This window comes from Haloarcula sp. KBTZ06, from assembly GCF_048595605.1.
Lineage (GTDB): Archaea > Halobacteriota > Halobacteria > Halobacteriales > Haloarculaceae > Haloarcula > Haloarcula hispanica.
Window position 1 is genome coordinate 358,658 of the sequence record NZ_CP184337.1, and the last position, 24,513, is coordinate 383,170.

Annotated in this window: 24 protein-coding genes; 14 read left to right on the top strand and 10 right to left on the bottom strand. The window is 65.7% G+C overall.

All coding sequences use genetic code 11. The features are described 5' to 3' along the window. Positions 1 to 63 precede the first annotated feature (63 nt). Positions 64 to 1,578 carry a hypothetical protein gene (locus ACNO8S_RS01960; RefSeq protein ID WP_420182398.1) on the bottom strand — a complete coding sequence of 505 codons (1,515 nt, stop codon included), beginning with the start codon at positions 1,576 to 1,578 and terminating at the stop codon, positions 64 to 66. 122 nt (positions 1,579 to 1,700) lie between these two features. On the opposite strand from ACNO8S_RS01960, the gene trmY reads away from it, so the two are divergent. Together trmY and ACNO8S_RS01970 are read left to right on the top strand one after the other, a co-directional pair. Beyond that, a complete protein-coding gene (gene trmY / locus ACNO8S_RS01965) occupies positions 1,701 to 2,297 on the top strand; it encodes a tRNA (pseudouridine(54)-N(1))-methyltransferase TrmY (protein WP_014039477.1) in 597 nt (198 codons plus the stop codon). Positions 2,298 to 2,424: 127 nt separating this feature from the next. Further along, positions 2,425 to 4,533, top strand: coding sequence for a hypothetical protein (locus tag ACNO8S_RS01970; protein ID WP_420182399.1), 2,109 nt, complete (start codon positions 2,425 to 2,427; stop codon positions 4,531 to 4,533). A 15-nt stretch (positions 4,534 to 4,548) separates the two neighbouring features. Here the strand turns inward: ACNO8S_RS01970 and ACNO8S_RS01975 are convergent, their stop codons facing one another. Next, the gene (locus ACNO8S_RS01975; RefSeq protein WP_255355512.1) at positions 4,549 to 4,674 is read right to left on the bottom strand and encodes a hypothetical protein; all 126 of its coding nucleotides are present in this window, start codon (positions 4,672 to 4,674) and stop codon (positions 4,549 to 4,551) included. A 94-nt stretch (positions 4,675 to 4,768) separates the two neighbouring features. Here ACNO8S_RS01975 and ACNO8S_RS01980 point away from each other — a divergent pair, with 94 nt between their 5' ends. The 3 genes from ACNO8S_RS01980 to tgtA all read left to right on the top strand — a co-directional run bounded on the left by ACNO8S_RS01980 (position 4,769) and on the right by tgtA (position 7,200). Beyond that, entirely contained in the window at positions 4,769 to 5,314 is a 546-nt protein-coding gene (locus ACNO8S_RS01980; RefSeq protein WP_064287544.1) for an NUDIX hydrolase, read from the top strand. Between the two features lie 44 nt (positions 5,315 to 5,358). Then, positions 5,359 to 5,616, top strand: a complete 258-nt coding sequence (locus ACNO8S_RS01985; protein WP_014039480.1) for a hypothetical protein — start codon at positions 5,359 to 5,361, stop codon at positions 5,614 to 5,616. A 111-nt stretch (positions 5,617 to 5,727) separates the two neighbouring features. Then, the gene (gene tgtA / locus ACNO8S_RS01990) at positions 5,728 to 7,200 is read left to right on the top strand and encodes a tRNA guanosine(15) transglycosylase TgtA (RefSeq protein WP_014039481.1); all 1,473 of its coding nucleotides are present in this window, start codon (positions 5,728 to 5,730) and stop codon (positions 7,198 to 7,200) included. A 27-nt stretch (positions 7,201 to 7,227) separates the two neighbouring features. Here the strand turns inward: tgtA and ACNO8S_RS01995 are convergent, their stop codons facing one another. Both ACNO8S_RS01995 and ACNO8S_RS02000 read right to left on the bottom strand, forming a co-directional pair. Next, the gene (locus ACNO8S_RS01995) at positions 7,228 to 8,103 is read right to left on the bottom strand and encodes an NAD-dependent epimerase/dehydratase family protein (RefSeq protein ID WP_014039482.1); all 876 of its coding nucleotides are present in this window, start codon (positions 8,101 to 8,103) and stop codon (positions 7,228 to 7,230) included. Between the two features lie 75 nt (positions 8,104 to 8,178). Beyond that, positions 8,179 to 9,324, bottom strand: coding sequence for an alginate lyase family protein (locus ACNO8S_RS02000; RefSeq protein ID WP_174878662.1), 1,146 nt, complete (start codon positions 9,322 to 9,324; stop codon positions 8,179 to 8,181). Positions 9,325 to 9,696: 372 nt separating this feature from the next. Here ACNO8S_RS02000 and arcS point away from each other — a divergent pair, with 372 nt between their 5' ends. The 3 genes from arcS to ACNO8S_RS02015 all read left to right on the top strand — a co-directional run bounded on the left by arcS (position 9,697) and on the right by ACNO8S_RS02015 (position 13,069). After that, positions 9,697 to 11,484 (top strand): archaeosine synthase subunit alpha, encoded by a 1,788-nt coding sequence (arcS, locus tag ACNO8S_RS02005; protein WP_064287547.1) that lies wholly within the window; start codon positions 9,697 to 9,699, stop codon positions 11,482 to 11,484. Positions 11,485 to 11,546: 62 nt separating this feature from the next. After that, positions 11,547 to 11,954, top strand: a complete 408-nt coding sequence (locus ACNO8S_RS02010) for a VanZ family protein (protein WP_014039485.1) — start codon at positions 11,547 to 11,549, stop codon at positions 11,952 to 11,954. A 38-nt stretch (positions 11,955 to 11,992) separates the two neighbouring features. Next, on the top strand, positions 11,993 to 13,069 hold the full coding sequence (locus ACNO8S_RS02015; RefSeq protein WP_014039486.1) for an archaeosine biosynthesis radical SAM protein RaSEA: 1,077 nt from the start codon (positions 11,993 to 11,995) through the stop codon (positions 13,067 to 13,069). 272 nt (positions 13,070 to 13,341) lie between these two features. Here ACNO8S_RS02015 and ACNO8S_RS02020 read toward each other — a convergent pair whose 3' ends face one another. Next, a complete protein-coding gene (locus ACNO8S_RS02020; RefSeq protein ID WP_050037534.1) occupies positions 13,342 to 14,070 on the bottom strand; it encodes a TOBE domain-containing protein in 729 nt (242 codons plus the stop codon). 119 nt (positions 14,071 to 14,189) lie between these two features. Here ACNO8S_RS02020 and ACNO8S_RS02025 point away from each other — a divergent pair, with 119 nt between their 5' ends. From ACNO8S_RS02025 to ACNO8S_RS02035, 3 genes are read left to right on the top strand one after another with little or no spacing between them, the layout of a single operon-like run. Then, complete coding sequence (locus ACNO8S_RS02025; RefSeq protein WP_064287550.1) at positions 14,190 to 15,233, top strand: substrate-binding domain-containing protein; 1,044 nt, start codon at positions 14,190 to 14,192, stop codon at positions 15,231 to 15,233. A gap of 5 nt (positions 15,234 to 15,238) precedes the next feature. Next, entirely contained in the window at positions 15,239 to 15,943 is a 705-nt protein-coding gene (locus ACNO8S_RS02030) for an ABC transporter permease (RefSeq protein WP_014039489.1), read from the top strand. Beyond that, positions 15,940 to 16,755 (top strand): phosphate ABC transporter ATP-binding protein, encoded by an 816-nt coding sequence (locus tag ACNO8S_RS02035; RefSeq protein WP_014039490.1) that lies wholly within the window; start codon positions 15,940 to 15,942, stop codon positions 16,753 to 16,755. Before ACNO8S_RS02030 ends, ACNO8S_RS02035 begins: the two co-directional genes overlap by 4 nt. A gap of 195 nt (positions 16,756 to 16,950) precedes the next feature. Here ACNO8S_RS02035 and purQ read toward each other — a convergent pair whose 3' ends face one another. The 3 genes from purQ to ACNO8S_RS02050 are packed head-to-tail and all read right to left on the bottom strand — an operon-like array spanning position 16,951 to position 18,382. Then, positions 16,951 to 17,628 carry a phosphoribosylformylglycinamidine synthase I gene (gene purQ, locus ACNO8S_RS02040; RefSeq protein WP_420182400.1) on the bottom strand — a complete coding sequence of 226 codons (678 nt, stop codon included), beginning with the start codon at positions 17,626 to 17,628 and terminating at the stop codon, positions 16,951 to 16,953. Positions 17,629 to 17,683: 55 nt separating this feature from the next. Further along, entirely contained in the window at positions 17,684 to 17,938 is a 255-nt protein-coding gene (gene purS / locus ACNO8S_RS02045; protein ID WP_014039492.1) for a phosphoribosylformylglycinamidine synthase subunit PurS, read from the bottom strand. Between the two features lie 51 nt (positions 17,939 to 17,989). Beyond that, positions 17,990 to 18,382, bottom strand: coding sequence for a GAF domain-containing protein (locus tag ACNO8S_RS02050; protein WP_023843121.1), 393 nt, complete (start codon positions 18,380 to 18,382; stop codon positions 17,990 to 17,992). Between the two features lie 145 nt (positions 18,383 to 18,527). On the opposite strand from ACNO8S_RS02050, the gene ACNO8S_RS02055 reads away from it, so the two are divergent. Then, positions 18,528 to 19,511 carry a formyltetrahydrofolate deformylase gene (locus ACNO8S_RS02055; protein WP_014039494.1) on the top strand — a complete coding sequence of 328 codons (984 nt, stop codon included), beginning with the start codon at positions 18,528 to 18,530 and terminating at the stop codon, positions 19,509 to 19,511. 24 nt (positions 19,512 to 19,535) lie between these two features. On the opposite strand, the gene ACNO8S_RS02060 is transcribed toward ACNO8S_RS02055, so the two are convergent. Then, positions 19,536 to 20,570, bottom strand: a complete 1,035-nt coding sequence (locus tag ACNO8S_RS02060; protein ID WP_014039495.1) for a phosphoribosylaminoimidazolesuccinocarboxamide synthase — start codon at positions 20,568 to 20,570, stop codon at positions 19,536 to 19,538. A gap of 151 nt (positions 20,571 to 20,721) precedes the next feature. On the opposite strand from ACNO8S_RS02060, the gene ACNO8S_RS02065 reads away from it, so the two are divergent. Together ACNO8S_RS02065 and cofH are read left to right on the top strand one after the other, a co-directional pair. Further along, positions 20,722 to 21,738: a sodium:calcium antiporter gene (locus ACNO8S_RS02065; protein WP_050038269.1), complete on the top strand. Its 1,017-nt coding sequence runs from the start codon at positions 20,722 to 20,724 to the stop codon at positions 21,736 to 21,738. Between the two features lie 112 nt (positions 21,739 to 21,850). Beyond that, entirely contained in the window at positions 21,851 to 23,203 is a 1,353-nt protein-coding gene (gene cofH, locus ACNO8S_RS02070) for a 7,8-didemethyl-8-hydroxy-5-deazariboflavin synthase subunit CofH (RefSeq protein WP_050037537.1), read from the top strand. Positions 23,204 to 23,405: 202 nt separating this feature from the next. Here cofH and cofG read toward each other — a convergent pair whose 3' ends face one another. Then, the gene (gene cofG / locus ACNO8S_RS02075) at positions 23,406 to 24,512 is read right to left on the bottom strand and encodes a 7,8-didemethyl-8-hydroxy-5-deazariboflavin synthase subunit CofG (RefSeq protein ID WP_014039498.1); all 1,107 of its coding nucleotides are present in this window, start codon (positions 24,510 to 24,512) and stop codon (positions 23,406 to 23,408) included. Position 24,513 lies beyond the last annotated feature (1 nt).

The following is a 24,513-nucleotide window of genomic DNA, read 5'->3' on the forward strand; positions in this document are numbered from 1 at the left end:
GCGCCGGCCCCATTTTTCCACTTCCTACTGAGGAGCAACAGAACCGTCTCTCCGCATCGACTGTCACCCACCGCTCTGGCCTCGGGTGACTTCGTACGCCTGCCCGCGGAACCGGAACCGCCGACGACTCGTATCGTACCCGAGTACGCCGTCCACAGCATGCTCGTCGGTTTCGACGACGACGCGGCTCACATCGTCGGTCAGGAACGGGATGGCGTTGCGAAGCCCGCCGTCGGACATAGCGAACCGACCGTGTGCCATCACCTGTTCGGCGATGACCCGCTCGCTCGCGTTGTCAGTGCGAGTCAGCGTGAACGTCGCGTCGGCCGGCCGTTCGCCGTCGCCGTGGCGGTCGGTCGTCACCCTGACGGTGTCGCCGTCGCGCGCTGTCGGCACGCCGTCAGTCGGGGTCACTGCAGCACGGTCACCGACTAGCGCAACCAGAGCAGCACTCTCGTTCGTCGCGTGGCCGTAGCCAGCAACGATGGCGTACTCGCCGCCGCCGAGATAGCCCTGTGTGAGACCATCACAATGGCAGTCACCGGTACCACAACCAACAGCTGGTCCGTTAAACGCCCGGAGGCCCCACTGCTCCTGACTGCCCGGTTTTAGGAGCCGACAGTCGGCGGTGTGGGCTGCTGGTGCGACGTGAAACCACTCGCCGTCGACGAGTTTGTAGAGGTCCCAGTGGCCGCATTGCAGTCGCTCGTGGCTGTTGTTGACCATCTCGAAGCCGACTTGCGTATCTAGTTCCGCGCGTTCGGTGCTGGGCCGAACGAAGGCCGGGGTCGCCCTATCTGCTTCGTGGAACCACTGGACGTCGCCGGGAAGCGCCGGAAGCGAGCGGCCGGCGAACCGGGAATCGGTTTCCGGACCGGGACTTCGCGTGTCCCAGACGGAGACCGAGAGGGACCCGGCCTGACCGCGGAACTCGTAGGTGCCGGTCGGCCGCTCGAACTGACCCGGCTCACCGACAAGGGCGTACTCCAGCTGGACCCGTTCACCGGGATTTAGCCGGTACGTCTCTGGCATCCACGGGCCGACGTCGTCGACGCGCCAGTATCCCTCGTCTGTTCGGCCGAGTGAGGGCACTTCGTCGGCGAGGTCGTTGTTGTCCGTGGGTGCGAGATGGAGGCGCGCTTCGTGGTCGTAGCCGCTGGGTTGGCGGCTGTGTGTCTGTCCGACTCCTGGAATCCACTTGACCCTGAACGTGTTCTCGAACTCGTTGCTGTTCTGGAGCCAGCCCCGAAGCGTGGCCGGATGGTCGTCGGTCGCCGTCTGGTCGAACCAGAGCCCGACTCGCGCCCTGTCGGCGGTGTGGAGCCCTGGCGAACTGAGGGCATAGGTTCGCGGCCCGGTTTCCAGTTCGATGACGGTCGTCGGATTCTCGGGTCGGGGCGGGTCTCCGCTATCTGTCGGCGTCTCTGTCCCGCTGTCGTTCGCGTCGGTTGGTGACTGTGTCGGGCGTGGTGCGGGCGTTACGTCTGCGGTCTCGTCTGAGCCGAGGGTGCCGAACGAACAGCCGGCGAGTCCGGCCAGCACACCCGGGACCGACGCGAGGAGGGCACGTCTGCGCATAGTCCGCGATTCGTCGCACCCGGTAAACCCTTTCTGGACGCTCAGACGGCGTTTGTAGCGTCTTTCGTATCGGTACTGACAGCAGTCGACGGACGTAAATCGCCGTGGAGTGACGACTCAGTATGCGCCAGTTCGTCATCATCGGCCACGACGCCCCGACGACGCCGGAGTTCTCTCTCGACGACCTGGCCGGCGCGGCCGGCCGGCTTGACGTGCTCTGTCGGTGTGTCACCAGCGCGTTCTTCCTGAGCCACGCCATCCGCGAGGACGTTCGGGTCCATCTGATCCTGGCGGACGAGTACACCGTCACGTTCGAGGGGAGCGACCTCCGCCGACTGAACCCGGACGAACGGTCCACGGCGGCGCTGATCCGCAAGGCGCTGGAAGAGCGTGAGGAAGCTATCGGCCACATCCCAGTCGAAACCTCGCCGGGCGTGTCGCTCACGCGACGGGGGTTCGAGGGGACGCTCGACGACGCGGCGAGCCGCGGAACCGTCGTCCAGTTGCACGAGGACGGCGACCCCATCGTCGACGTTGCACCGCCGTCGGACCCGGTGTTCGTCCTCTCGGACCATCACGACTTCCGGGACGAGGAAGCGACGCTGCTGGCCGACCGCGCGGACGAGCGCGTCTCGCTCGGGCCGAAGGCCCTCCACGCTGACCACTCGATCACGGTCGCGCACAACTACCTCGATACGGACGGGTTCGAGCAGTACTGACGGGGCACACTGGGTGACTGCCAGAAGGGTTTTCCTCCGCGATTCGCTGAATAGTGTATGGATTATTGGGCTCGGAGACAGCGGCCGGTTGCGCTGTCGGACGACGCATCGACGCGACGAGGTATCGATGACTGACCGGGATGCGGTGTCACGTCGTGCGGTTCTGCAGACGGTCGCCGGAGCCGGCCTCGCGTCCGTCGCCGGCTGTTCGGCGTTCGAAGGCGGGAGCGACGACGCGGCCTCGACAGTCGAGGGCGAACGGGCCGAAGAACTCGCGCGCCGGTTCGCGCCGACGCTGTACTTCGATCAGGCGGAGCCGTGGTTCCCGACGGACCCGCGTCCGTACACCAGCGAACAGGACGGGGAAACCGTCGTCGACGGGTTCGACGCCTTCGACGGGTATCACGAGCGGATGACCGAAGGGGAGCCGCCGGACCCGACGGCGTTCTACAACGTTGTCGAGTACGAGAACTCGTCGCTCGCCGTCGTCCAGTTCTGGTTCTACTCGGCGTTCGACCAGTTCACGACGAACTTCCACTGGCACGACTGGGAGGTCCTGCATGTGTTCGTCGACACGGGGACGGGCGACCCGCAACTGTACGTCGCCAGCTCGCACTCCCGGAAGGTACCCAACAACGAGTTCCTCGACCCCGACCCGGAGATGGTCCCACGCATCCTCTCGGAACTGGGGTCACATTCTAGCGCGCTGTCGGTCAACGACGCTCGCGACCGGTTCACCCGGCTGCCGGAGGGCGACCGGTTCGCGGACATCACGAACAGCGCCGTCGAAACCATCGAAGACCTCGCGGAGATCCCCGTCGCTTACGGGCTCCCGCGCGACGAGGGGTCCCGGCTCCCCTACCTCGTTCCGGAGTACGAGGGCGCGCCGCTGTACGAACACGAGCGGCTCCCGTCGGTCAGCCGCGAGGACCTCATTTCGGAGTCGCTCACGATCCGTTCGTTCGACAGTCTCACCCAACCACCGACGGACCTGCCGACGCGGGAGACGGGGCTCGTCTTCCAGCACACTGACCGCGGCGAGGCCGACCCGGACATCGAGTACGATCTCGTGCCGAGCAGCGAACTGGAGCACATCGCCGATTTCACCGGCCCGCAGTTGAGCTTCGAGTTCGCCGTCCCCCAGTTCGCCGAGGACGCCGTCTCGGGCCACATCACGACGACGGGCGCACCCTGGAACCAGTCGCGATACGAGAACCCCGCCGCGGACATCTCCGAGCCCAACCACCGGGCGGCGCTGGCTGAACGATACGACGCCATCGGGGCACCGGCGGAGATACGGACCGTCGTTGCCAGCCTCTCGGAAGCGGTCTCGAACGACGACGCACCGGAAGACGAGGGACTGACGACCGAGGACACTGCCGTCGAGTCCGTCGCCCTGCTAGAGAGCGACCCCGAGGCCGTCCCGACCTTTTCTGGACTGGCCGTGGTCCAGGACGTGCCCGAAGGCGACCACCGGTTCACCGTCAACGGGGCTGGCGTCGCGCCACACAGCGAGACGGTGTCGGTCCACGACTCGGAGTCGGCTGACGGGCCGACGCGAGCCGGAGTCGATGGAGAACTCCCCCTGGTCGCCCGGGAGAACGCGACCCGCCTCGAAGTCGATCCGTCGGGAGCCGACAGCGACCTCACCGACCTCGCCGTTGAGGACGACTTCGCGGGCCGGCTGTACGACGCCCCGCTCTCGGAGCCCGATGCCGTCTACGTCCACGGCGGCGGCGCGTACACGACAGAGGTCCGGGATAGCGACGACGAGATCGGCGCGTTCCGCGTCAACCCGGACCCCGAAGCCGAGACTGCCGCAACAATCGACGAACCCCGAACTGGAAAGGCGTCGCTGGCGTCGTTCCTCGCCGATATTGCCGAGGAGACGCGGCAGGTGGTCGCCGACCAGGTGGACGACGATGATGACGACGATGACGGGACAGAGAACGGAAACAGCGGCAGCGGTGGCTCCGAGAACGCTATCCAGGGCCTCGAACGGGCACTCGCCGCTGTCGTCGAGGCCGCCAAGCGGGCGACGGAACGCGCCGAGGCCGGTGACCGCGGGAACGCTGACAAACAACTCCAGGCCGTCGCCGACCGACTCCAGCGCGTCGCGACCAGAATCGAGGACGCCAACGACGACCTTTCGGACCCACTATCGAACGCGGCCCGGAAGCGCCTCGATCAGGCCGAGCGGCGGACCGAGCAGGCGCAGGCCGCCGACAAACTGTAAGTTCTTCCCCTGCGCTCAGAGCCCGCCCCAGCGGGCTAGCGCGCCGGCGACGAGCACCAGTCCCCCGGCGATGAACGTTCCGGGGACCGGGAGGACGAACAACACGACACCGAGCAGGAGGCCGAACGTCGATATTCTCATTCCAACTACACATAGCACACCACGTCGTATCCGTCTGGTGCCTGTATATTCGTGGACCCGTGCCGGTTTTGCCAGTGGGGGCCACACTGCCGATATGGACGAGGAACTCACCTGGGAAACGCTCGGTGCCGAAACCGCCTACGCCTGTCCGGGATTCGATGTCGTCCGCGAGGACGTGCGCCTGCCCGACGGAACCGAGGAGGAGTTCGACTACGTGCAACACGGCGAGAGCGTCATCGTGCTCCCGTTTACCGCCGACGGCGACGTGGTCGTCATTGAGGAGTGGCGACAGCCGGTTCGACGGGTCAACCGCGGCCTGCCGGCCGGGACGATGGAGGACGGAGACGACGACCCGACCGTCGCCGCCGCCCGCGAACTCCGCGAGGAGACGGGCTACGAGGCCGACACGCTCGACCATCTCTACACGGGCGAACCGGCCAACGGCAACACCGATTACGTATTCCACTACTACGTCGCACGCGGGTGTGCGGCCACGGCCGACCAGGACCTCGACCACAACGAATCGATCCGGGTCGACACTGCTGATTTCGACTCGCTAGTCCAGTCGGTGCGCGACGGGACGCTCCGTGACAGTCGGTCTGCCGTCGGTATCATGTACTATGCCCTGTTCGAGCGCTGAACTGACGACAGTTTGAAAACCTGAGGGGTGGTACCATCTAACATATGGCATCGATCGAACTCGACAAACAGACGGAACGCCGGCTGGACAAACTGCGCGCGGCTGTCCGCCGTCAGACCGGCCACCCGATTTCGCGGGCGGAGTTGCTCGAACGGCTTGTCGAGGACGCCTACGGGTCCCGTGACGAGGTGGTCGATATGTTCCGGACGTCACAGGCGTACGTCGCCGACGAGGACTCCGGGACCGTCCACCGACCCGAACGGAAACTGGTTCCCGGCGGGGCGGACCGACCCGACGAATAGCGGCGCTGTGCCGGCCGGCGCGTCGCTCTGTCCACTGCTGCCCCCGATTTCGAACGGTTGCGCTCACGGGGGAACACAACCCTTAGGCGCGCTGACCGACGACGACGTGTAATGACGAATTTCGAGGTCCGCCAGTACGACGCCGCGGGCCGGCTGGGCGAGCTAACGGTGCCACGGGCCGGCGTCACCGTCGAGACGCCGACTATCCTTCCAGTGGTCAACCCACACGTCCAGACGGTCGCGCCGGCGACGCTGGCATCGGAGTTCGGCGCGGAGATCCTCATCACGAACAGCTACATCCTGCATGGCTCTGACGATCTCCGTGAGCCGGTGCTGGAGCAGGGCCTCCACGACTTGCTTGGGTTCGATGGGGCTATCATGACTGACTCGGGGTCCTTCCAGCTCGCCGAATACGGCGACATCGACGTGACTACCGAGGAGATTCTGGAGTTCCAGCACGAAATCGGCTCTGACATCGGGACGCCGGTAGATATCCCGACGCCGCCGGACGTGGACCGCGAGCGGGCGACCGAGGAACTCAACACGACCCAGAAGCGGCTCGAACACGCTGCCACCGTCGACACCGGCGAGATGCTCGTCAGCGCACCGGTTCAGGGTGCGACGTACCCGGACCTACGAGAGCGGGCCGCCGCAGACGCCGTCTCTACCGGACTGGACGTGTTTCCGCTGGGGGCCGTCGTCCCGTTGATGAACGAATACCGCTATGCCGATCTCGCCGACGTCGTCGCGGCCTGCAAGCGCGGGCTGGGGGAGGTCGGCCCGGTCCACCTGTTCGGTGCGGGCCACCCGATGATGTTTGCGATGGCAGCGGCGCTGGGCTGTGACCTGTTCGACTCGGCGGCGTATGCGCTGTACGCTCGCGACGACCGCTATCTCACGGTTCAGGGGACAGAACTGCTGTCCGAACTGACATACTTCCCGTGTCACTGCCCAGTCTGTACCGACCACACGCCGGCAGAACTCGACGCGATGGACGCCGACCAGCGCGAGGAGCTGCTCGCCAGACACAACCTGCATGTCACCTACGGCGAAATCCGGACGGTCAAGCAGGCGATCCGCTCGGGCAATCTCATGGAACTGGTCGACAGTCGCGCCCGCGGCCACCCGGCCATGCTCGACGGCTACCGCGCGCTGCTGGACCACGCTGAGCAACTCGAACGGACTGACCCCGTTTCGAAGGACGCTTTCTTCTACACCTCGAACGAAAGCGCTCGCCGGCCCGAGGTCCGCCGCCATCAGAACCGACTGGAGCGCCTCCCAGTCGAGGGCGACGAGGTGCTGCTGACCGAAGGCAGTTCCAGCGCACAGTACGACGAGACCTGGGGCGTCCGTCCCCCGTTTGGCCCGTATCCGCGCGAACTCGCCGACACATACCCCCTGACCGCGGAGGTCCCTGACCGGACCGACCGGGCGGCCTACGAGGCCGCAGCAGACGGTGTTCGGCGGCTGGTCGAACTCCATCCCGACGTGTCCTTCACGCTGGTCCACGACGACTGGCCGGCGACGGCGCTCGACCGTGTTCCCGACGGCGTCCGCCTGCGTGACTTGCACGCCCGCGACTGACGGCGCAGTTGTCTCGGCCGCTGCCGGTCAGACTGTCGGCACGGCCACGTTCTCGTCGGCCGCCTCGCGCCAGGAACGGGTCGGCTCCCAGCCCAGCAGTTCCGTGGCCTTGGCCGTCGAATACGCCGCAGCGTCTCCTTCGACCGTGCAATCGTCCGGGACAGTACCGTACTGCTCGCGCATGAGTTCGACCAGCGGCCGGCCCAGCGCGTTGTCGGGGCCGACGCAGTTGAACGCCTCATGGCCCGAAACCTCGCCCGCGAGCGCGGCCTCAACGAGGTCGACCACGTCTCGCACGTCCACGTAGGACCAGTAGTTGCCTGCGCCGGCCGCGAGGTCGTTGACGTACCCCTCGTCCCGACAGGGGTACTCTCCGGGAATCTGTATCCAGGAGGGGCGAATCGACGCCACAGCGATGCCGTCCCGGCGGGCGATTGTCTTCCCGATTTCCTCGGTGACGACCTTCGAGAGCCCGTAGTCGTCCTCCGGCCTAAGCGCGTGCTGTTCCGTAATCGGGAGTTCGTCAGGAACCGGTGTCTCTTCGGCGAAAAAGAAGCCGTACGCGCCATCCGAGGAGCCCTGCACCACGTCAGCGCCGACGCGGCCGGCCGCCGAGAGCACGTTGTGTGCCGCCAGCGTGTTGTTCCGGAACAGGTCTACCCCCGGGTGGTTCCCGGCGACCGGAATCGCCGCCCAGTGGACCACTGCATCCGGGTCGATGGCGGTGAGCGCGTCGAACACGCCCCCGGCGTCCGTCAGGTCAAGCGCTCGGTACCCGACGGCCGGATGCCCCCCATCGTCGGGGAGGCGGCGGTCGAGCACTGTCACGTCATGCGGTCCGGCGAGGCGGTCGACGATCCAGCGCCCGGAACTCCCACGGCCGCCGGTTACGACAACATCCATACCTGCACTGTGGCTGCTGGCATCCAAAGCGTGGTGGTGTGGTTGCGTTTCCGTGACTGGTGTCCGATTGACTCGCTACAGGTCAAGCCGGAACCGCTCACCGTGCGTGAACGTCGTCCAGCCGAGGATGCGCTCGTCGCGATGCGGTCGGTCGGGGTTATCGATTGCCGCCTGCTGGGCCGAGACGTACGTCGGGACGTTCTTCACCGGCTGGCCGCTCTGTTTGAGCGTTTCCAGATAGGTGTCTTTCTCGTAGTACGAGTAGGCCACCTCGTACAGCGAGGACGCAGCCTCCTGCTTTCTGGCGGGGAAGCCGTCGTTGTTGACGAACCGATCAGGGGCTCCCTCGCCCATCGCTTCCCAGGCCTCCGGGTCAGCCACGTACGGTGCGTGGGCGTCAAGAATACGTTCGATGGCACCCCTGTCACCGTCGAACTTCTGGTACTCGTACAGTGTGGGGCCGCTGAGTTTGTCGGCGTAGAGTCGGCTGAGTTCCGCGGCGGTGACCAGTGCCTTCGCCGCGTACAGCGAGTACGCCAGACTCGACGCACGAATAATCTCGTTTTCCAGCAGGCCGTCCTCGCGGAGTTGGTTGAAGCCGGTCTCGCGGTTCCGTTGGATGGCATCACGGAAGCGATCCCAATCCCGGAGATACACTGACCCGGCGGCGTGGGTCATCTCCTGCCAGTTGAAGATGTTCTGTTGCCCCATCTCGGTCGGAATGTTATGACCGACATCGTCTAGGAACGTTCGGACCCACTCCTGCAGGTCGGCCTCCGTGCCGACGCCGTCGTCGGTCCACGCCTCGTGGCCGCGAACGAGTTCCGCGCCCCACCACATTTTCGGGAGCGTAATGAACTGCTCGATGCTGTTCGTTTTCACAGGGGCCATATAGGTCTCCGAGCTCAGGAACCAGTGGTCCAGCAGTTCGACGGCTTTCTCGGCGTATTGATCCGCACCGGTGTACTGGTAGGCGAGGCCAAGATCCCGTATTCTGTCCCCTGTCCTGATGGCGGCAACGTAGTCCTTGCGCGCTCCGGGGTCCTCGGGGCCTTTCGTTTTGAACTCGTGGCCGTCGCCGTTGTCCGTGACGCTCTCGGGATCCGCTGCCATCGCGTCGCGGACATCGTCCATGAAGGCTTCGTGGGCCCCTGTCCACGGGCTGTCTCCGTTCTCGACACGGGACTGTATCGCATCCAGTGTATCGAGATGGACGAACATTGCGGGCCCGCTTTCCACTGTTGACTCGGCGACCTGTTCCGTCGGTGTCGGCTCCGTCTCGTGTGACGCGGCCCTCGCGTCCGAGTCCCCTGAGGAGAGGCCGGTCGAACAGCCCGCCAGCGCTACGGCTGTCCCCGAGAGGGCGAGCAACACGTCTCGTCGTGTCTGTCGCTGCACGAACGGTCAGTCGTCCCCTATAGATTTAGTTAGGGCCCAGCTAATCAGCGGATAGCGACCTGTCCGCGATAATCATGGCCACATAACTGTCGACTGGGACGAAGTATGGAGCGTTTGAACGTACCTTCGGTCGCCACCGAGGCCGGTGCTGGTACAAAGGCAAGATAGTTGGTCGCGCGTGGCTGACGCCATTGCATGACCGACTACTTCGAGATCCACGAGCGCGACAGCGCCGCGCGAGTGGGTGAGTTACGCCTCGCCGACTCCGTGACGACGCCGGCGCTGGTCGACGACGTGGACACAGAAACGCCGGGCGACTGCCGGCACGTCCTCGACGACGCCGGAAGCCGCTGGCCCACCGAGCAAGACGCCCCCGATGGCGACGACTCGCTGCTCACTGTCCTGCCCCACCGCGGACTCCCCGCTGGCACGCCGGACGAAGTCGCCGAGGCCTTCGCCGTCGACTATCCCGACGTGTCGTTCCCGAGCGCGGCCGTCGTCTCGCCCGATACCGCGACCGACCACGGCAGTGACGCCTACGTACTCGCCGGCGCGCCCGGCTACGTCGGGCACGCGTCGGCGTTCGTCGACGCCGTCACGACCGTCCGGGAGGCTATCCCCGCCGACACCGCGCTCTACCTGCCTGGCGTCGCCACGCCGCGAAACGTCGCGACGCTCGTCTACGCCGGCGTGGACCTCGTGGACCCCGACCGCGCCGTCGTCCGCGGGACTGAGGGTCGGTATCTCACGACCGACGAGGCGTATTTCCTCGAAGACCTCGACGAACTCCCGTGTGCCTGTCCAGCCTGCCAGAAACCGCGTGAGCAGTTCGACCGCGAGGACTGCGTCGAACACAACGTCAACGCCCTCGCTGCGGAACTCCGCCGCGTCCGCCGCCGCATCCGTGACGGTAGGCTTCGGGACTACGTCGAGGGACAGGCCAGACAGGACAACTGGCTCACTGCGACGTTCCGGCGACTGGACCAGCAGTACAGCTACCTGGAGGAGCGCACGCCGCTCATCCGGCGGGCCGACCTCTCGGCGGCCAGCGACGACTCGTTGCGTCGCGTCGAGATCCAGCGCTTCGCCGAGCGCGTCACCGACCGCTACGTGCCGCGCTTCGACGACCGCCCGCTTGTGCTGGTCCCCTGCTCCGCGCGCAAACCCTACAGCGACTCCCAGAGCCACAAGCAGTACCACGACGCGATCAAGTGGCGCGCCCACGTCGTCTCGATGACCTCGCCCATCGGCGTCGTGCCCCAGGAACTCGAACTCACCTACCCCGCCCAACACTACGACTCCGTGGTGACGGGCAACTGGACCGCCACCGAAATCGAGTTCGTCAGCCGCGTGCTTGAACGGTATTTAGAAGGCACCGACTACCCGAAAATTATTGCCCACGTACCCGGCGAAGGCTACCGCGACATCTGCGAGCGCGTGGCCGACTCGCTGGGCCGGGAGTTCACCTACACAGTCACCGACCACCCGACCACGGCGGATTCGCTGGGGAACCTCGCTGCCGAACTGGAAGGCTGGGACCGCTATCCGAAGCGGGAGCGCGAACACAACACCATCCGCGCCGTCGCGGACTACCAGTTCGGCGAGGGCGCGGGCGACGAACTGTTCGACGATCTGTCGACGCAGGGCCGGTATCCGCAACTGCGCGCCGACGACGCCGACGGCGAACAGCTGGCGGCGCTGGCCCAGCAGTACGGGGTCCTCTCGCTGACCACCGCCGGGGCGCGCCGCTGGGTCGAGAGTGACGTTCACACCAAAACGGTCGAAATCGAGCCGTTCGTCCCCCACGGTTCGGTGCTTGCACCGGGAATCACGGACGCAAGCGACGATATCCGCGTCGGTGACGACGTGGTGATTCAGGGCGACGCGGCCTTCGGTGTTGGCCGCGCCCAGATGAGCGGCCCGGAAATGCAGTCCTCGACGCGGGGCATCGCCGTCCAGATGCGCCATACCGAAGAGCAGTAGCACCACTGACCGACGCTGCATCTGACCGTCCGACTTATCTGCCGAACGGGAGAACCGCCAGTATGGACTGGTCGGGATCCCGCCGCTACCTGCCCGCTGTCGGGTTTTCGCTGTTATTACTCGTCACCTCGCTTCTCCCGGTTCCTGAAGGGGCGGGCGAGCAGGTCCCAGCACTCCTCGGTTTTAGGCTGGACAAGTGGGTTCACGCGGCGAGTTACGGGCTACTGGCGGCACTGCTCGCGTGGGGTCGACAGGCCCGCGATGTGACCACAGTTGTGGCACTCGTGACCGTCTCCGTCTGCTACGGGGCGGGAGTCGAACTGCTACAGGGGCTCGTCCCGTCACGCGGTGTGAGCGGTACTGACTTCGTGGCCAACGCTGTCGGGGCCGTTTTGGCCGGACTGGCGTGGCTCGTGGCCCACCGCTCCGGCGCACTTTCGGACCGAACCGACCCACGATCCCGGCAGTAACGAAGCGGCTTTACGCGCTCATCGGCTACCTCGCCGCAATGAGCAAGCCCAGTCCCGAAGTCTACGAGGAGGGCAAGGGCATGGACGCCCACAACTCCGTGATGCGTGACATCAGGTCGCGCAACGACTCGACCTACGACCCTCGTGAGCCGACCCGCGTGTGGCTCGACGAGGACAACACGCCGGACGGCGTCTACCAGAGCCTGACCATCATCCTGAACACCGGCGGCTGCCGGTGGGCGCGTGCCGGCGGCTGTACGATGTGTGGCTACGTCGCCGAAAGCGTCGAGGGCGGCAGCGTCGCCCACGAGGACCTCATGGCCCAGATCCAGCACTGTCTGGACCACGAGAGCGAGAACAGCGACGACAAAAGCGGCCTCATCAAGATCTACACCTCCGGGAGCTTCCTCGACGAGCGCGAGGTGCCGGCGGAGACGCGCCGGGCCATCGCCGAAACCTTCGCGGACCGCGAGCGTATCGTCGTCGAGTCGCTGCCGGACTTCGTCGACGAGGAGACAGTCGGCGACTTCGTCGATGTGGGCCTGGAGACGGACGTAGCCGTCGGCCTCGAGACCGCAACCGACCGCGTGCGCCACGACTGCGTCAACAAGTACTTCGACTTCGCCGACTTCGAGGAAGCCTCCGAGGCGGCGCAGGCGGCCGGCGCTGGCGTCAAGGCGTATCTGCTGATGAAACCGCCGTTCCTCTCGGAAGCCGAGGCCGTCGAGGACATGAAGCGGTCCGTACGGCGCTGTGCGGCCGTCGAGGGCTGTCACACTGTGTCGATGAACCCCTGTAACGTCCAGCGCTACACGATGGTCGAGGAACTGTACCACGACGGCGGCTACCGACCGCCGTGGCTCTGGTCGGTCGCCGACGTGCTGGAGGCGACCGCTGACGAGGATGTCATCGTCGTCTCAGACCCCGTCGGCCACGGCAGTGACCGTGGCCCGCACAACTGCGGCGAGTGTGACGACAAGGTCCAGCGCGCTATCAAAGACTTCGACCTCCGGCAGGACCCGTCGGTGTTCGAGCAGGTGAGTTGCGAGTGCGAGGCGACGTGGGACGCCGTCATCGAACGTGAGAAGAGTTACTCGCTTCCGCTCGCTCGATAGGCCCTTCGACCCGGAGAACCCGTGTGACGGCCTGCCGACCAACGTTTATCCGTCTTTCGCGCCTAAGACTGTTCGATATGACCCCGAACGGTGACCAGGACAGGCGCAGTTTCAATACACGCGGGACGGTCGCGGAATGTGACCTGTGTGGCGAACGGCGACAGTGTATCGACGACGATGGGATGGTTGCCTGTAGTGCCTGCCAGTCCGAGCTGCTGCCGTCTAACTGGGGTCTCTGAGGCGTCCCTTCGAAGTCACCGTGTTTCACTCGCTTACGACGACTCATCCGGCCCCGACTGTTCGATAGCGGGAATGACGCCGACGGTCGCGGTTGCCTTGAACGAGGCGACGAGTTCCGCGCCCGTGGTGATGTCGAGTTTGTCGAGGCTCGTATCGGTCACCACCGCCGACAGCGTCGTGTCCGGGTCGACTGCCAATGCGATCAGCGCGATAGAGGCACCTTCGTCGATACGCTCGACGGTGCCCGCAAACTGGTTCCGCGCGCTCGTTCCCGCCGGTTCGGGCGCAGCGGGCGGTGCGTTCAGCGTCACCGTGTCGGCGCGGATGCCGACTTCTACGGTGTCGCCGGCTTCGGCGTCGGTGTCGACGATGGCCCGGACCGTTCCCGGCGGCGTCTCGACGGTCGCCAGTTCGCCGTCGCGGTCCACGATGGTCCCTCGGAGGACCGTCTCCGCTGTCGTCGCCACGCCGTCGAACTCGGCTTGCAGGCGCTGAAAGCGGGCCAGCAGTTGCTCGGCGGTGTCCGTGAGCTCGCTGCCGCCGCCACCGCTGCCGCCGCGACTGCGGTCGACTAGCGGGCCGAAGGCGTCCTCCAGTTCGACGATTCGGCGCTGGGCGTGGGCGTAGGACCGGCCGAGCGCGTCAGCAGCGGCGTTCAGCGACCCGTGGGCGGCGACCGCCTGCAAGAGCGTCCGGTCGCGGGCAGTCAGCGCCACGTCGCCCTGCCCCAGTTGCACTTCGACGTCCGCGGTCGCGTCCATACCGCCACATGACCGTGCCATCACAAAGGCGTTGCCGCGCGGAACCTATGAGCCCGCTGAGGCCAGTGTGACAGACATCACCATCAACAATTAAGAACCCTGCCGCCGTCGTTGTGTCCATGTCGATGCAACGCCGACGCTTCCTCGCATCACTTGGTGCCGCCTCCGTCGTCGGACTCGCTGGTTGCGCCGGCGAGAGCAACACCAGCGAATCAACGGCGGCACAGACAGACGGTGGAGGGAACGGACAGTCCGGTGGGTCGCAGACTGGCTCGGGCCAGATCGGTGACGGCGAACTGGTCCTTGCCACAACGACGAGTACCTACGACACGGGGCTTCTCGACGCACTCCATCCCGTGTTTGAGGAGAACTACGGCGTGACGATGAAGACCATCCCGAAGGGGACCGGCGCGAGTCTCCGGACGGCACGGGATGGCGACGCCGACGTGATCCTCGTCCACGCCCGCAACGCCGAGGACAAGTTCATGCAGGACGGCTTCGGCGTCAACCGCCGGGACGTGATGTTCAACGACTTCGTCATCGTCGGCCCGGAGGACGATCCGGCGGGCATCAACGGGATGGGTAGCGCCACCGAGGCGTTCACCACCATCGCCGAGAGCGAGTCGACGTTCGTCTCGCGGGGCGACGATTCCGGGACGAACAAGAAGGAACTCATCATCTGGGATGAGGCCGGCACGGACCCAAGCGGCGAGTGGTATCGCGCTGTCGGCAAGGGGATGGGCGATACGCTTGTGCAGGCGAGCCAGACCGGTGCGTACACGCTCGCCGACCGCGGGACCTACCTCTCGATGCAAACAGAAATCGACCTCGTGATTCACGTTCAGGGACCATTGAACGACGGCCCGGTCATCCTCAAGAACCCCTACGGCGTGATGGCGGTCAATCCCGCGAAATACGACGACGTGAACTACGAGGCGGCGATGGCCTACATCGGCTTCCTGACGAGCCCGACCGGCCAGTCGATGATCGCCGACTACACCGCCAACGGCTCGCAGTTGTTCTTCCCCAACGCCATCGCCGAGGAGCCGAACTTCGGCCAGTACGTCCCGCAGGGGTACACGGCACAGCAGGCCAGCAGCCTCTCACCGCGCGACAAGGAGTATCTCTACTGGGTCGACGAGCAGGTGCCGGCGGACTACTGACCCCGATGATTCCACTGCAAGCACAGCTCCCGGACGGCGGCTGGACGTACGTCGTGAGCATCGTCACCGTCTCGCTGTACGTCAGCCTCACCGCCGTCGGTCTTAGTACGCTGTTCAGCCTGCCCGTCGCGCTGGGTATCGGCTTCACCGATTTCCGCGGGAAGCGGTTGGTCACAGCCGTCGTCAACACCGGCATGGGGTTCCCGAGCGTCGTCGTCGGGCTAGTCGTCCTCATTCTTCTGTCAAACAGCGGCCCGCTGGGGAGCCTCGACCTCGCGTTCACCCCGCGGGCGATGATACTCTCCCAGTTCATCCTCGCGACGCCGGTCCTGCTGAGCGTCAGCCTCTCGGCGGTCGAGGGCGTCGACCAGTCGGTCCGCGACGCGGCCTACGCGATGGGCGGAACCAGAGTCGACGTTGGGCTGGCGGTCATCAAGGAGGCCCGTTTCGGCATCGTTACCGCCATTCTTGCCGGGTTCGGCCGGGCCATCAGCGAGGTCGGATCGATACTCATCGTCGGCGGCAACATCGTCTACAGCGACGGACAGTCCTACACTCGGACACTGACGACGGCGATAACAGTCGAGGCACGGCAGGGGCGCTACGAGGTCGGTCTGGTTCTCGGCGTAATACTCCTCGCGCTCGTGCTGGCCGTCAACGGACTGGGATCGTGGCTCAGGAATCAGGGCCGGGGTGAGCGCTCGGTATGACGCTCTCCGTGACCGAGGTAAATGCTGGGTTCGGCGGCTCGACCGTCTTCCAGAACGTCTCGCTGGCGGTCGAACCGGGGGAAGTCGTCACCGTCGTCGGTCCCTCTGGCACCGGCAAGACGACGCTGCTGCGCCTGCTTGCGACCTTTCGCCGACCCGACGATGGAACGGTCGCATGGGACGGCGACGATATCTGGGCGATGGCTGACGACGAACGATTGAGTATCCGCCGGCAGGTGAGTATGGTGTTTCAGGAGCCGAGCCTCTTCAACGCGCCCGTCCATCGGAACGTCTCCTACGGCCTGCGCGTCAGAGAACCCTGGCGAGCCCGAGTTCGCCGGAGTCTCGGCGAACTCGTCGGCTCGTCACGGCCCGCCGATACCGTTATGGCCGCGCTCGAAACGGTCGGACTTGCGGAATCGGTCGACCAGAACGCGCTCTCGCTGTCCGGCGGCGAGGCCCAGCGTGTCGCGTTCGCGCGGGCACTCGCCGTTGACCCGGCGGTCATGCTGCTGGACGAACCCACATCGAACCTTGACCCGTACAACACGGCGCTGCTGGAAAACGCCATCGAGCGGGCGCGGGACCGCGGCGTCGGCGTCGTCGTCGCCACCCACGACATGCACCAGGCGAAACGCATCTCGGACCACATGGCCTTCCTTCACGACGGCGAACTGGTCGAGACCGGCCCGCCCGAGCAGTTGTTCGAGGACCCCACCGACGCCCGGACGGCACGGTTCCTCGACGGCGAACTGCTCGTCGGTGACCGGGAAGGGTCGCGTGTACCGCAGCCGCCGACAGCGGACCCATAACTGGCGATTTCACTTACACTCCGGTAAGCGTGCGCTTATACGGCTTGACCCACAAAGCTGGACTAGGGACCGCCGGACTATGTCACACGCTCCGCTGGTCCCTTCCCCTTTGAAACGAACTCCGTAGCGGTGCGACTACGCGTCCGGTTCAGATCTTCTGTGAAACCACCGCAATGAAAGTCGAAGTCGGCGGCGTTACTCGGCGAAGCCCTCGAGCACGCCCTGGCCATCGGTCCGGCCCAGGTCCGAAAGCGTCGCCCGCTCGGGATGGGGCATCATGACGGCGACGTGGTCGTCCTCGCCGGTGACGCCGGCCACACTGTGTTTCGAGCCGTTCGGGTTCGCCTCGGGGGACACATTGCCGTCCTCGTCGCAGTACTTGAACAGGATACGGTCTTCGGCTTCGAGTTTGTCCAAGCGGTCGTCGGAGATTTCATAGCGGCCCTCGCCGTGGGCGATGGGGAGTTCGACGACCTCGCCGTCCTCGTACTGGCTGGTCCAGGGTGTGTCGGCGTTCTCGACGCGCAGGTGGACGTGTTCACACTGGAACCGGGCGCTCTCGTTGGTCGTGAACGCGCCGGGGGTCAGCGACGACTCACAGCCGATCTGTGCGCCGTTACAGATGCCAAGCACTGGCGTGCCTTCGCTCGCTGCCTCACGAACTTCGGCCATGATGGGCGAGCGGGCGGCCATCGCACCGGCACGGAGGTAATCGCCGTAGGAGAAACCGCCGGGGAGGACGACGCCGTCGACATCCTCGGGGAGGCCGTCCTCGTGCCAGACGAGTTCAGCGCCGAAGCCGAGTGACTCCAGAGCCTGCACGGAGTCGCGGTCGCAGTTCGAGCCGCCGAACTGGATGACGGCGATGGTCACGCGGGCCCCCTCCGTGAGACAGTACTGACCATTGCCGTCAGTTTCGAGGCGATGGTCATTCTGCCTGTGCCACCTCGATGTCGTAGTCGTGGATGGTGGGGTTCGCCAGGAGCCGCTCGGCCATCTCCTCGGCGCGTTCGGCCGCGTCCTCGGCGCTGTCGGCGTCGAGGTCCAGTTCGAACACGTCCGCCGAGCGGAGGTCGTTCAGGTCGAAACCGAGGCGTTCTAGGGAGCGCTGTGTCGTCTCGGCTTCGGGGTCGAGGACGCCCCGCTTGAGCCGGACGGTGACGGTCGCGGTAAAGGCAGTCATTACTGGCAAGCGAGCGGGCAGCGGAGAAAACGCTTGTGTTCTCCCGGCAGGTCACGTCCCGGCGCTGACCGGCGTCCAGTCGGACGGCTGGTCGGTCAGCCCTTTGACCCGGATGTCGAGGTCGCCCGCGTCAGCGTGCAGATACCGGTGGGGACTCGCGTGTAGCCGCTGGCGTACGTCGAGATCGGTCCGAGTGTAGCGCCGCGGCTCGCCGTCGGTACAGTACACTGCGCCGATAGCCCGCCCCTCCTTGTCCGTGATTCGCACGCCGGCGTAAGACCTGCTGTCGAGCCGTTTCAGTGCGTCAACTTCGGCGAAGCGAGGGTCCTCGTGGGTGGCCTCGGCGACCATCGCCTCGCCCGAGAGAATCGTGTGGGTGCAGATGGAGTCCTCGCGGGAGCGCGTCGACCGTCTCCACACGCTCGTCGGAATCCGGCTGGGCACAGAGTACGGTCGGCGAATCACTCATCACGGCCATATATACACGGAGCGACACACAAAGCGTTGGTCTCCACGCTAGGTGGAAAACGAAGGCTTTTGCCGAGGGACTGCCGACTCTGGGTCAAATGAATCACGACGCTGTCCGGAGGTGGGAATCGTGACGCGCGGTCTGACCGAGATTACGGTCGTCGGCGAGGACGATACGGGCCTCATCGCCGAAGTGACCTCGCTCCTGTTCGAGCGCAGCATCAACATCGAGGACCTCGACCAGGCCGTTCGGGAGGGCGTCTTCCGGATGACCATGCGCGTCGACACGTCCGAGATGGTGACGACGGAGGAGAAGCTCCGCGAGGACCTCACCGAACTCGGCGACGAACTCGGCGTCGACGTGCAGGTCCGGTTCCCGTCCGACCGCGAGACCCAGACCATCGCCGTCCTCGTGACGAAGGAGTCCCACTGTCTAGAGGCGCTATTCGAGGCCTGGGCCAACGGCGACCTCGGGGCCGACATCGAGGTGGTCATCGGGAACCACGACGACCTCGAACCGCTGGCGGCCAAGTACGACGTCCCGTTCCACGACATCGGCGACGAGAAGGGGACGCCGGACGAGGACCAACTGCTCGACCTGCTCGCGCAGTACGACGCCGACCTCATCGCGCTGGCCCGGTATATGCGCATCCTCTCGCCGGACGTCGTCTTCCGCTACGAGAGCCGCATCATCAACGTCCACCCGAGCCTGCTGCCCGCCTTCCCCGGCGCGTCGGCGTACATGCAGGCCATCGAGGAGGGCGTCCGCATCGCCGGCGTCACCGCCCATTACGTGACGACGGACCTGGACCAAGGGCCGATCATCACCCAGCGCGCGTTCAACGTCCCCGACGACGCCACCGAAGAGGAACTCCAGCAGATCGGCCAGCCGCTGGAAGCCGAAGCGCTCATCGAGGCCATCAAACTCCACCTCAACGACGAGGTGAACGTCCACCGTGGCCGGACGAAGCTTCGGGACCCCGAGGAGACCTCGGCCCAACTCGGCGCACCGGAGAAACTCGACCAGCTGAACCCCGACCGTCCCATCGACGGCCTCGGCGAGTTCGTCGCCGAGGACGACGGTGAGATCGAGGCTGACGACTGAAAACGCGCTGTACTTTCAAACAGCTCAGAGTTCGCCAGCGGCGCTAACGGCTTCGTCGAGCGACGGCGCGTCGAACACGTCGCCACCAATGTAGGCGTTCGTGCCGGCACAGTAGAGGTCGCGAGCGACCTGGATTACGTCCTCATCGAGCGGTTCTGGCGACTCCGCACAGAGCGATTTCCAGTCGGCGACGCTCTCCGCGTCGGCCTGCTCTTTGGCCTCGCTCACGGCTTCGACCCACTCGGGCTGGGTGCGCTTGTGGTACTGTCGGATGACCTCCTTCGAGACCTGCTGGCCCCCGTAGGAGAAGCGGTTCTCGTCGAACGTGCCGACCACGTCGGCCACGCGTATCTCCCCGTCGTAGTACAGGCACTCGATTTTCCCGTCCTCGTGGACCAGATCGGCCTCGGCGGCCTGCTGGGTGACGATGTGGTTGACCGCCCGAGCCAGTTCTTCGAGGCGGTCGATGCTGGCCGTGCCGGCGATCCGGTCGGCTGCCTCCCGGTCGAGATACCGGTCCTGCTCTTCGTATTTCGTCGAGAACTCCACGATGGGCTCGTCGAGGTCGACGACCTCTTCGGGCCAGGTGTCGTAGTCGAGCCCGTGGTCGGCGGGCTCGGTCCGGGACCGTAGCGACGACCCGACGCCGACGCGGTTCCGGAAGACGATCTCCAGGGGAATGAGGTAGTTCTCGTCGGCAGCCCCGTGGTATGCGTCGTAGTCGTAGCGCCCGTCCTCGAAGGGGAGGTCCGGGACCTGCGTGAGTTCGATGACCATCTCCTCGGGGGCGGCGTCGGCCGACAGCGCCTCGCCGAGGTCCAGCACCTCGTCGCTGTCGGGGAGCCTGACGCCCTCGTAGTGTGTCGGGACGTGGTTCTCCTCCAGCAGTTGGAAGTTGTACGCGCCCATCGTACACAGCGACGCGCCCTTGTCGGGGATCCGGTCCGGCATCTTGCCCCAGTCGAACACGGAGTAGTCGTCCGTGAACACGAACGCGCCGCGGCCGAGGTCTTCGGCCGTCGCCGGTTCGTCCACGCGGAATTCCTTGACGCTCGTCATTGTGCCCGCCTTTCGGGCCGGGGACAAAGACGTTTCTCATACTGTCGGCTGTAACTATTGTGAAATGTTCGCGGTGGCGAAATTCGTCACAGACAGTATCACTCGCGCTCGGAAGGCAACGTTTTCCGTCGGGCTGTCGACTGACCTCCTGATGGCTACCAGTCTGTTGGTCGAGGCTGCGATCATCGTCGCCGCGACGGCAGCGATCTGGAAAGGGAGCGACTGGCTCGAATCCGCGAGCGAACGGCTCGCGACGTACTACGGCCTCCCGGAAGTCGTTCAGGGCGCAATCATCGTCGCCGTCGGGTCGAGCTTCCCGGAGGTCGCAGCGGTCGTGCTCTCGGCGCTGGACGGGTCGATGTCTCTCGGTGTGGGCGCAATCGTCGGCTCGGCGATTTTCAATATTCTCATCATCCCCGCAGTCGCGGGCATCGCCACGGACGACGAACTCGAATCGAGTCGGACGCTCGTCTACAAGGAGGCGCAGTTCTACATGCTCGCCGTCTCAGTCCTGCTCATCACGATGGCGCTCGCGGTCATCTACTATCCCGGCGAGGCGACGCTCACGGGCGTCATCACGCGGCCGCTGGCGGCGATTCCGCTCGCGCTCTACGGCCTGTACGTCTTCATCCAGTACCAGGACACGGCCGACCACGACCCGGGGGAAGACTGGACCGCCGGTATCTCTGTCGGGCGGCAGTGGCTCTTTCTCTTGCTCGGCCTCGCGGTCATTCTCGTGGCGGTGGAGAGCTTGGTCCACTCCGTCAAAGTCATCGGCCGGGCCGCCGGCGTGCAGGAGTTTCTGCTCGGCGTGACGATTCTGGCGGCGGCGACGAGTCTCCCCGACACGCTCGTCAGTGTCAGAGCGGCCCGCGACGACCGCGGAGTCACGTCGCTCGCGAACGTCCTCGGCTCGAACACGTTCGACCTGCTCGTCGCCATCCCGCTCGGCGTCTTCATCGCCGGCGCGTGGACCGTCGATTTCGCGATGGCCGTGCCGATGTTCGGTGTCCTGACCGGGGCGACGATTCTCCTGTTCACCGCCCTCCGGACCGACCTCGTGTTGAGCGAACTCGAATCCTATGCGCTGCTCGGCGCCTACGCGGTATTCGTCGCCTGGATCGTCATCGAGACTGCGGGCTGGGTCGGCGGCGTATTGCCGACCTGATCTCTCTTCCGGAACTGCAGCCGCTTGCGTCCCGAAACACGGGGACCTGTCGACCTTGTGGACCATGTGCGTACCCATACGTTTTTGACCGTTCTTTCCCTCCTGTCCAGCAATGCCGGACGTCCCAGAGACCGTCGGTACGCCGGACGGCTCCGTCGAGTTCGAGCACCGTCCGACGACTGCCCAGTCGTTCGAGAACGCGCTCGCCAAGGCGAGAAACGGGACGCGACTGACAGTCGACGACGCAGTCGAACTCCTCACGACGGGCACCGACCGGGACGGCATCGACCACTACCGGAAAGAGCAGGTACTCGAAGCGGCTGACCGACGCCGGGCGGAGGTCGTCGGCGACGAGGTCACCTTCGTCGCGAACCTCAACAACAACGTCACGACGGCCTGTAACACCGGCTGTCTGTTCTGTAACTTCAAGGACCGCTCCGAGCAGTTCCGCAGCGACTACCAGGAGGACCACGGCGGCTTCACGAAGACGCCGAGTGAATCCCGCGAAATCGTACGGGACGCCCTCGACCGCGGCATCTACGAGGTCTGTTCGGTATCGGGGCTCCATCCCGCGCTCGCGCTGGACGACGAGCACCGGGAGATACTGGAGACGAGCGACCGCGGCGACCTGAACTACCGATCGCCCGACAAGTACGAGAAAGACCCGGCCACCTACTGTGAACAGATTCGGGCGATGAACGTCGGCGACGTCCACCTCCACTCGATGACGCCGGAGGAAGCCTATCACGCCCGCCGCGGCACCGACTGGTCCTACAAGGAGGTGTACGGTCGCCTCCAAGACGCTGGCCTCGACAGCGTGCCCGGTACCGCCGCCGAGATTCTCGTTGACGAGGTCCGGGACGTCATCTGTCCGGGCAAGATCGGGACCGACGAGTGGCTCGAAGCGATGGAGGCGGCCGCGTCGGTCGGCCTCGACATGACCTCGACGATGATGTACGGCCACGTCGAGAACGAGCGCCACCGCGCGCTGCACCTGCAGCGCATCCGCGACCTGCAGGACCGGACCGGCGCGATCACGGAGTTCGTCCCGCTGTCCTTTGTCCACGAGGAGACGCCGCTGTACGAGCGCGGGATGGTCGACGGCGGCGCGTCCATCGACGAGGACGAACTGCTGATCGCCGTCTCACGGCTCTTCCTCGACAACGTCGACCACATCCAGTCCTCGTGGGTCAAATACGGCGACACGCAAGGGCTGAAGATGCTCACCTGCGGCGCGGACGATTTCATGGGAACCATCCTCTCCGAGGAGATCACCAAGCGCGCCGGCGGCGACTACGGCGAGTTCCGGTCGTTCCAGGAGTACGCCGACATGATCACCGCCATCGGCCGGACACCGGTCGAGCGGTCGACGGACTACGAACAGCGCCGCGTCATCGACCCCGACGCCGACGTGCTCGGCCCGCAACTCGGGCCACAGGCTGACGGAACGCCGTTGCTCGACTGAAGTAGTGGACCACGGCTGGGCACTGGCCGTGGTCGACGTGGTAGAGTATTCTGCCTGGCACTGCTGTCAGAGGCACGTCCAGGCATGATATGTATTGGTGTGCCAGTACATGTGTAGCTACGGCCTAGTCGACTAGGTGAGTAGTGTCCAGGATCCGTTCTGACCGTGACGGCTGTTCATGCGCAGAGGCCAGTGGGCGGGATCACACGCTCGCCGGATTCACGCCACGGTCCAGTATCGACCGGAACCGTTCGCCGTCGTCGTCCTCAGCCTCGATAGCCGCCTCGATGGGCTCCGAGAGCCAGCCGTCATCGACGAACCGGTCGTAGACGGGCAGCCGCTCTGTCAGGGGCACCTCGGCGGCGTCGGCGACGGCCGTCAGTTCCTGCAGCGCGGGCCACTCGTACTCGGGGTTGATGTGGTCCACAGTCACTGGGGAGACGCCGCCCAGGTCGTCGATACCGCAGTCGGTCAGGTCCCGGGCGGGCGCGAGGTTCGGCGGAACCTGTACCGACACCTCCTCGGGAAGCGCTGCGCGAGCCATCGCCGTTACCCGGCGCATCGTCGCCAGGTCGGGAGAGCCGCCCTGCCAGCGCTCGTTCTCGACGACGGGCTGGACGATGACCTCCTGGATGTGGTCGTAGCGCTCGTGCAGTTCACGGATGGCGAGCAGGCTCTCGGCGCGGTGGTGCCAGTCCTCGCCGATGCCGACGAGGATGCCCGTCGTGAACGGCACACCGAGTTCGCCGGCCACGCGGAGGGTGTTCAGCCGCTGGCCGGGGTTTTTCGCCCGCGGACCGCCGTGAGCCTGCACCTCAGTGGTCGTCTCCAGCATGACGCCCATCGAGGCGTTCAGGTCGGCGACGTGGGCCATCTGTTCGCGCGTCTGGTCGCCCGGATTCGCGTGCGGGAGCAACCCCTCTTCCAGGGCGATTTCGCAGGCCTCCCGGAGGTACTCGTGGATGGAGTCGTGGCCCCACTCGGCGAGCTGGTCGTGGACGGCGGTGTAGCGGTCGTCCGGGTCGTCGCCGAAGGTGAACAGGGCCTCGGTACAGCCGGCGTCGGCCCCGCGGCGACAGGTCTCGCGGATCTCCTCGCGGTCCATCAGCTCCGCCTGCCCCGGCGGGTCGTAGTACGTGCAGTAGGTGCAGGTGTATCGGCAGGCGGTCGTCAGCGGCAGGAACACGTTCCGGCAGTAGGACAGCGCCGACGCGGCCTCGACGTCCCCGGGCATCACCGACAGCAGTCGCTCGATGTCGGCGTCCGGGATCTCGATGTCGATATCGTGCGCGTCCGTGCCGGGTATCACG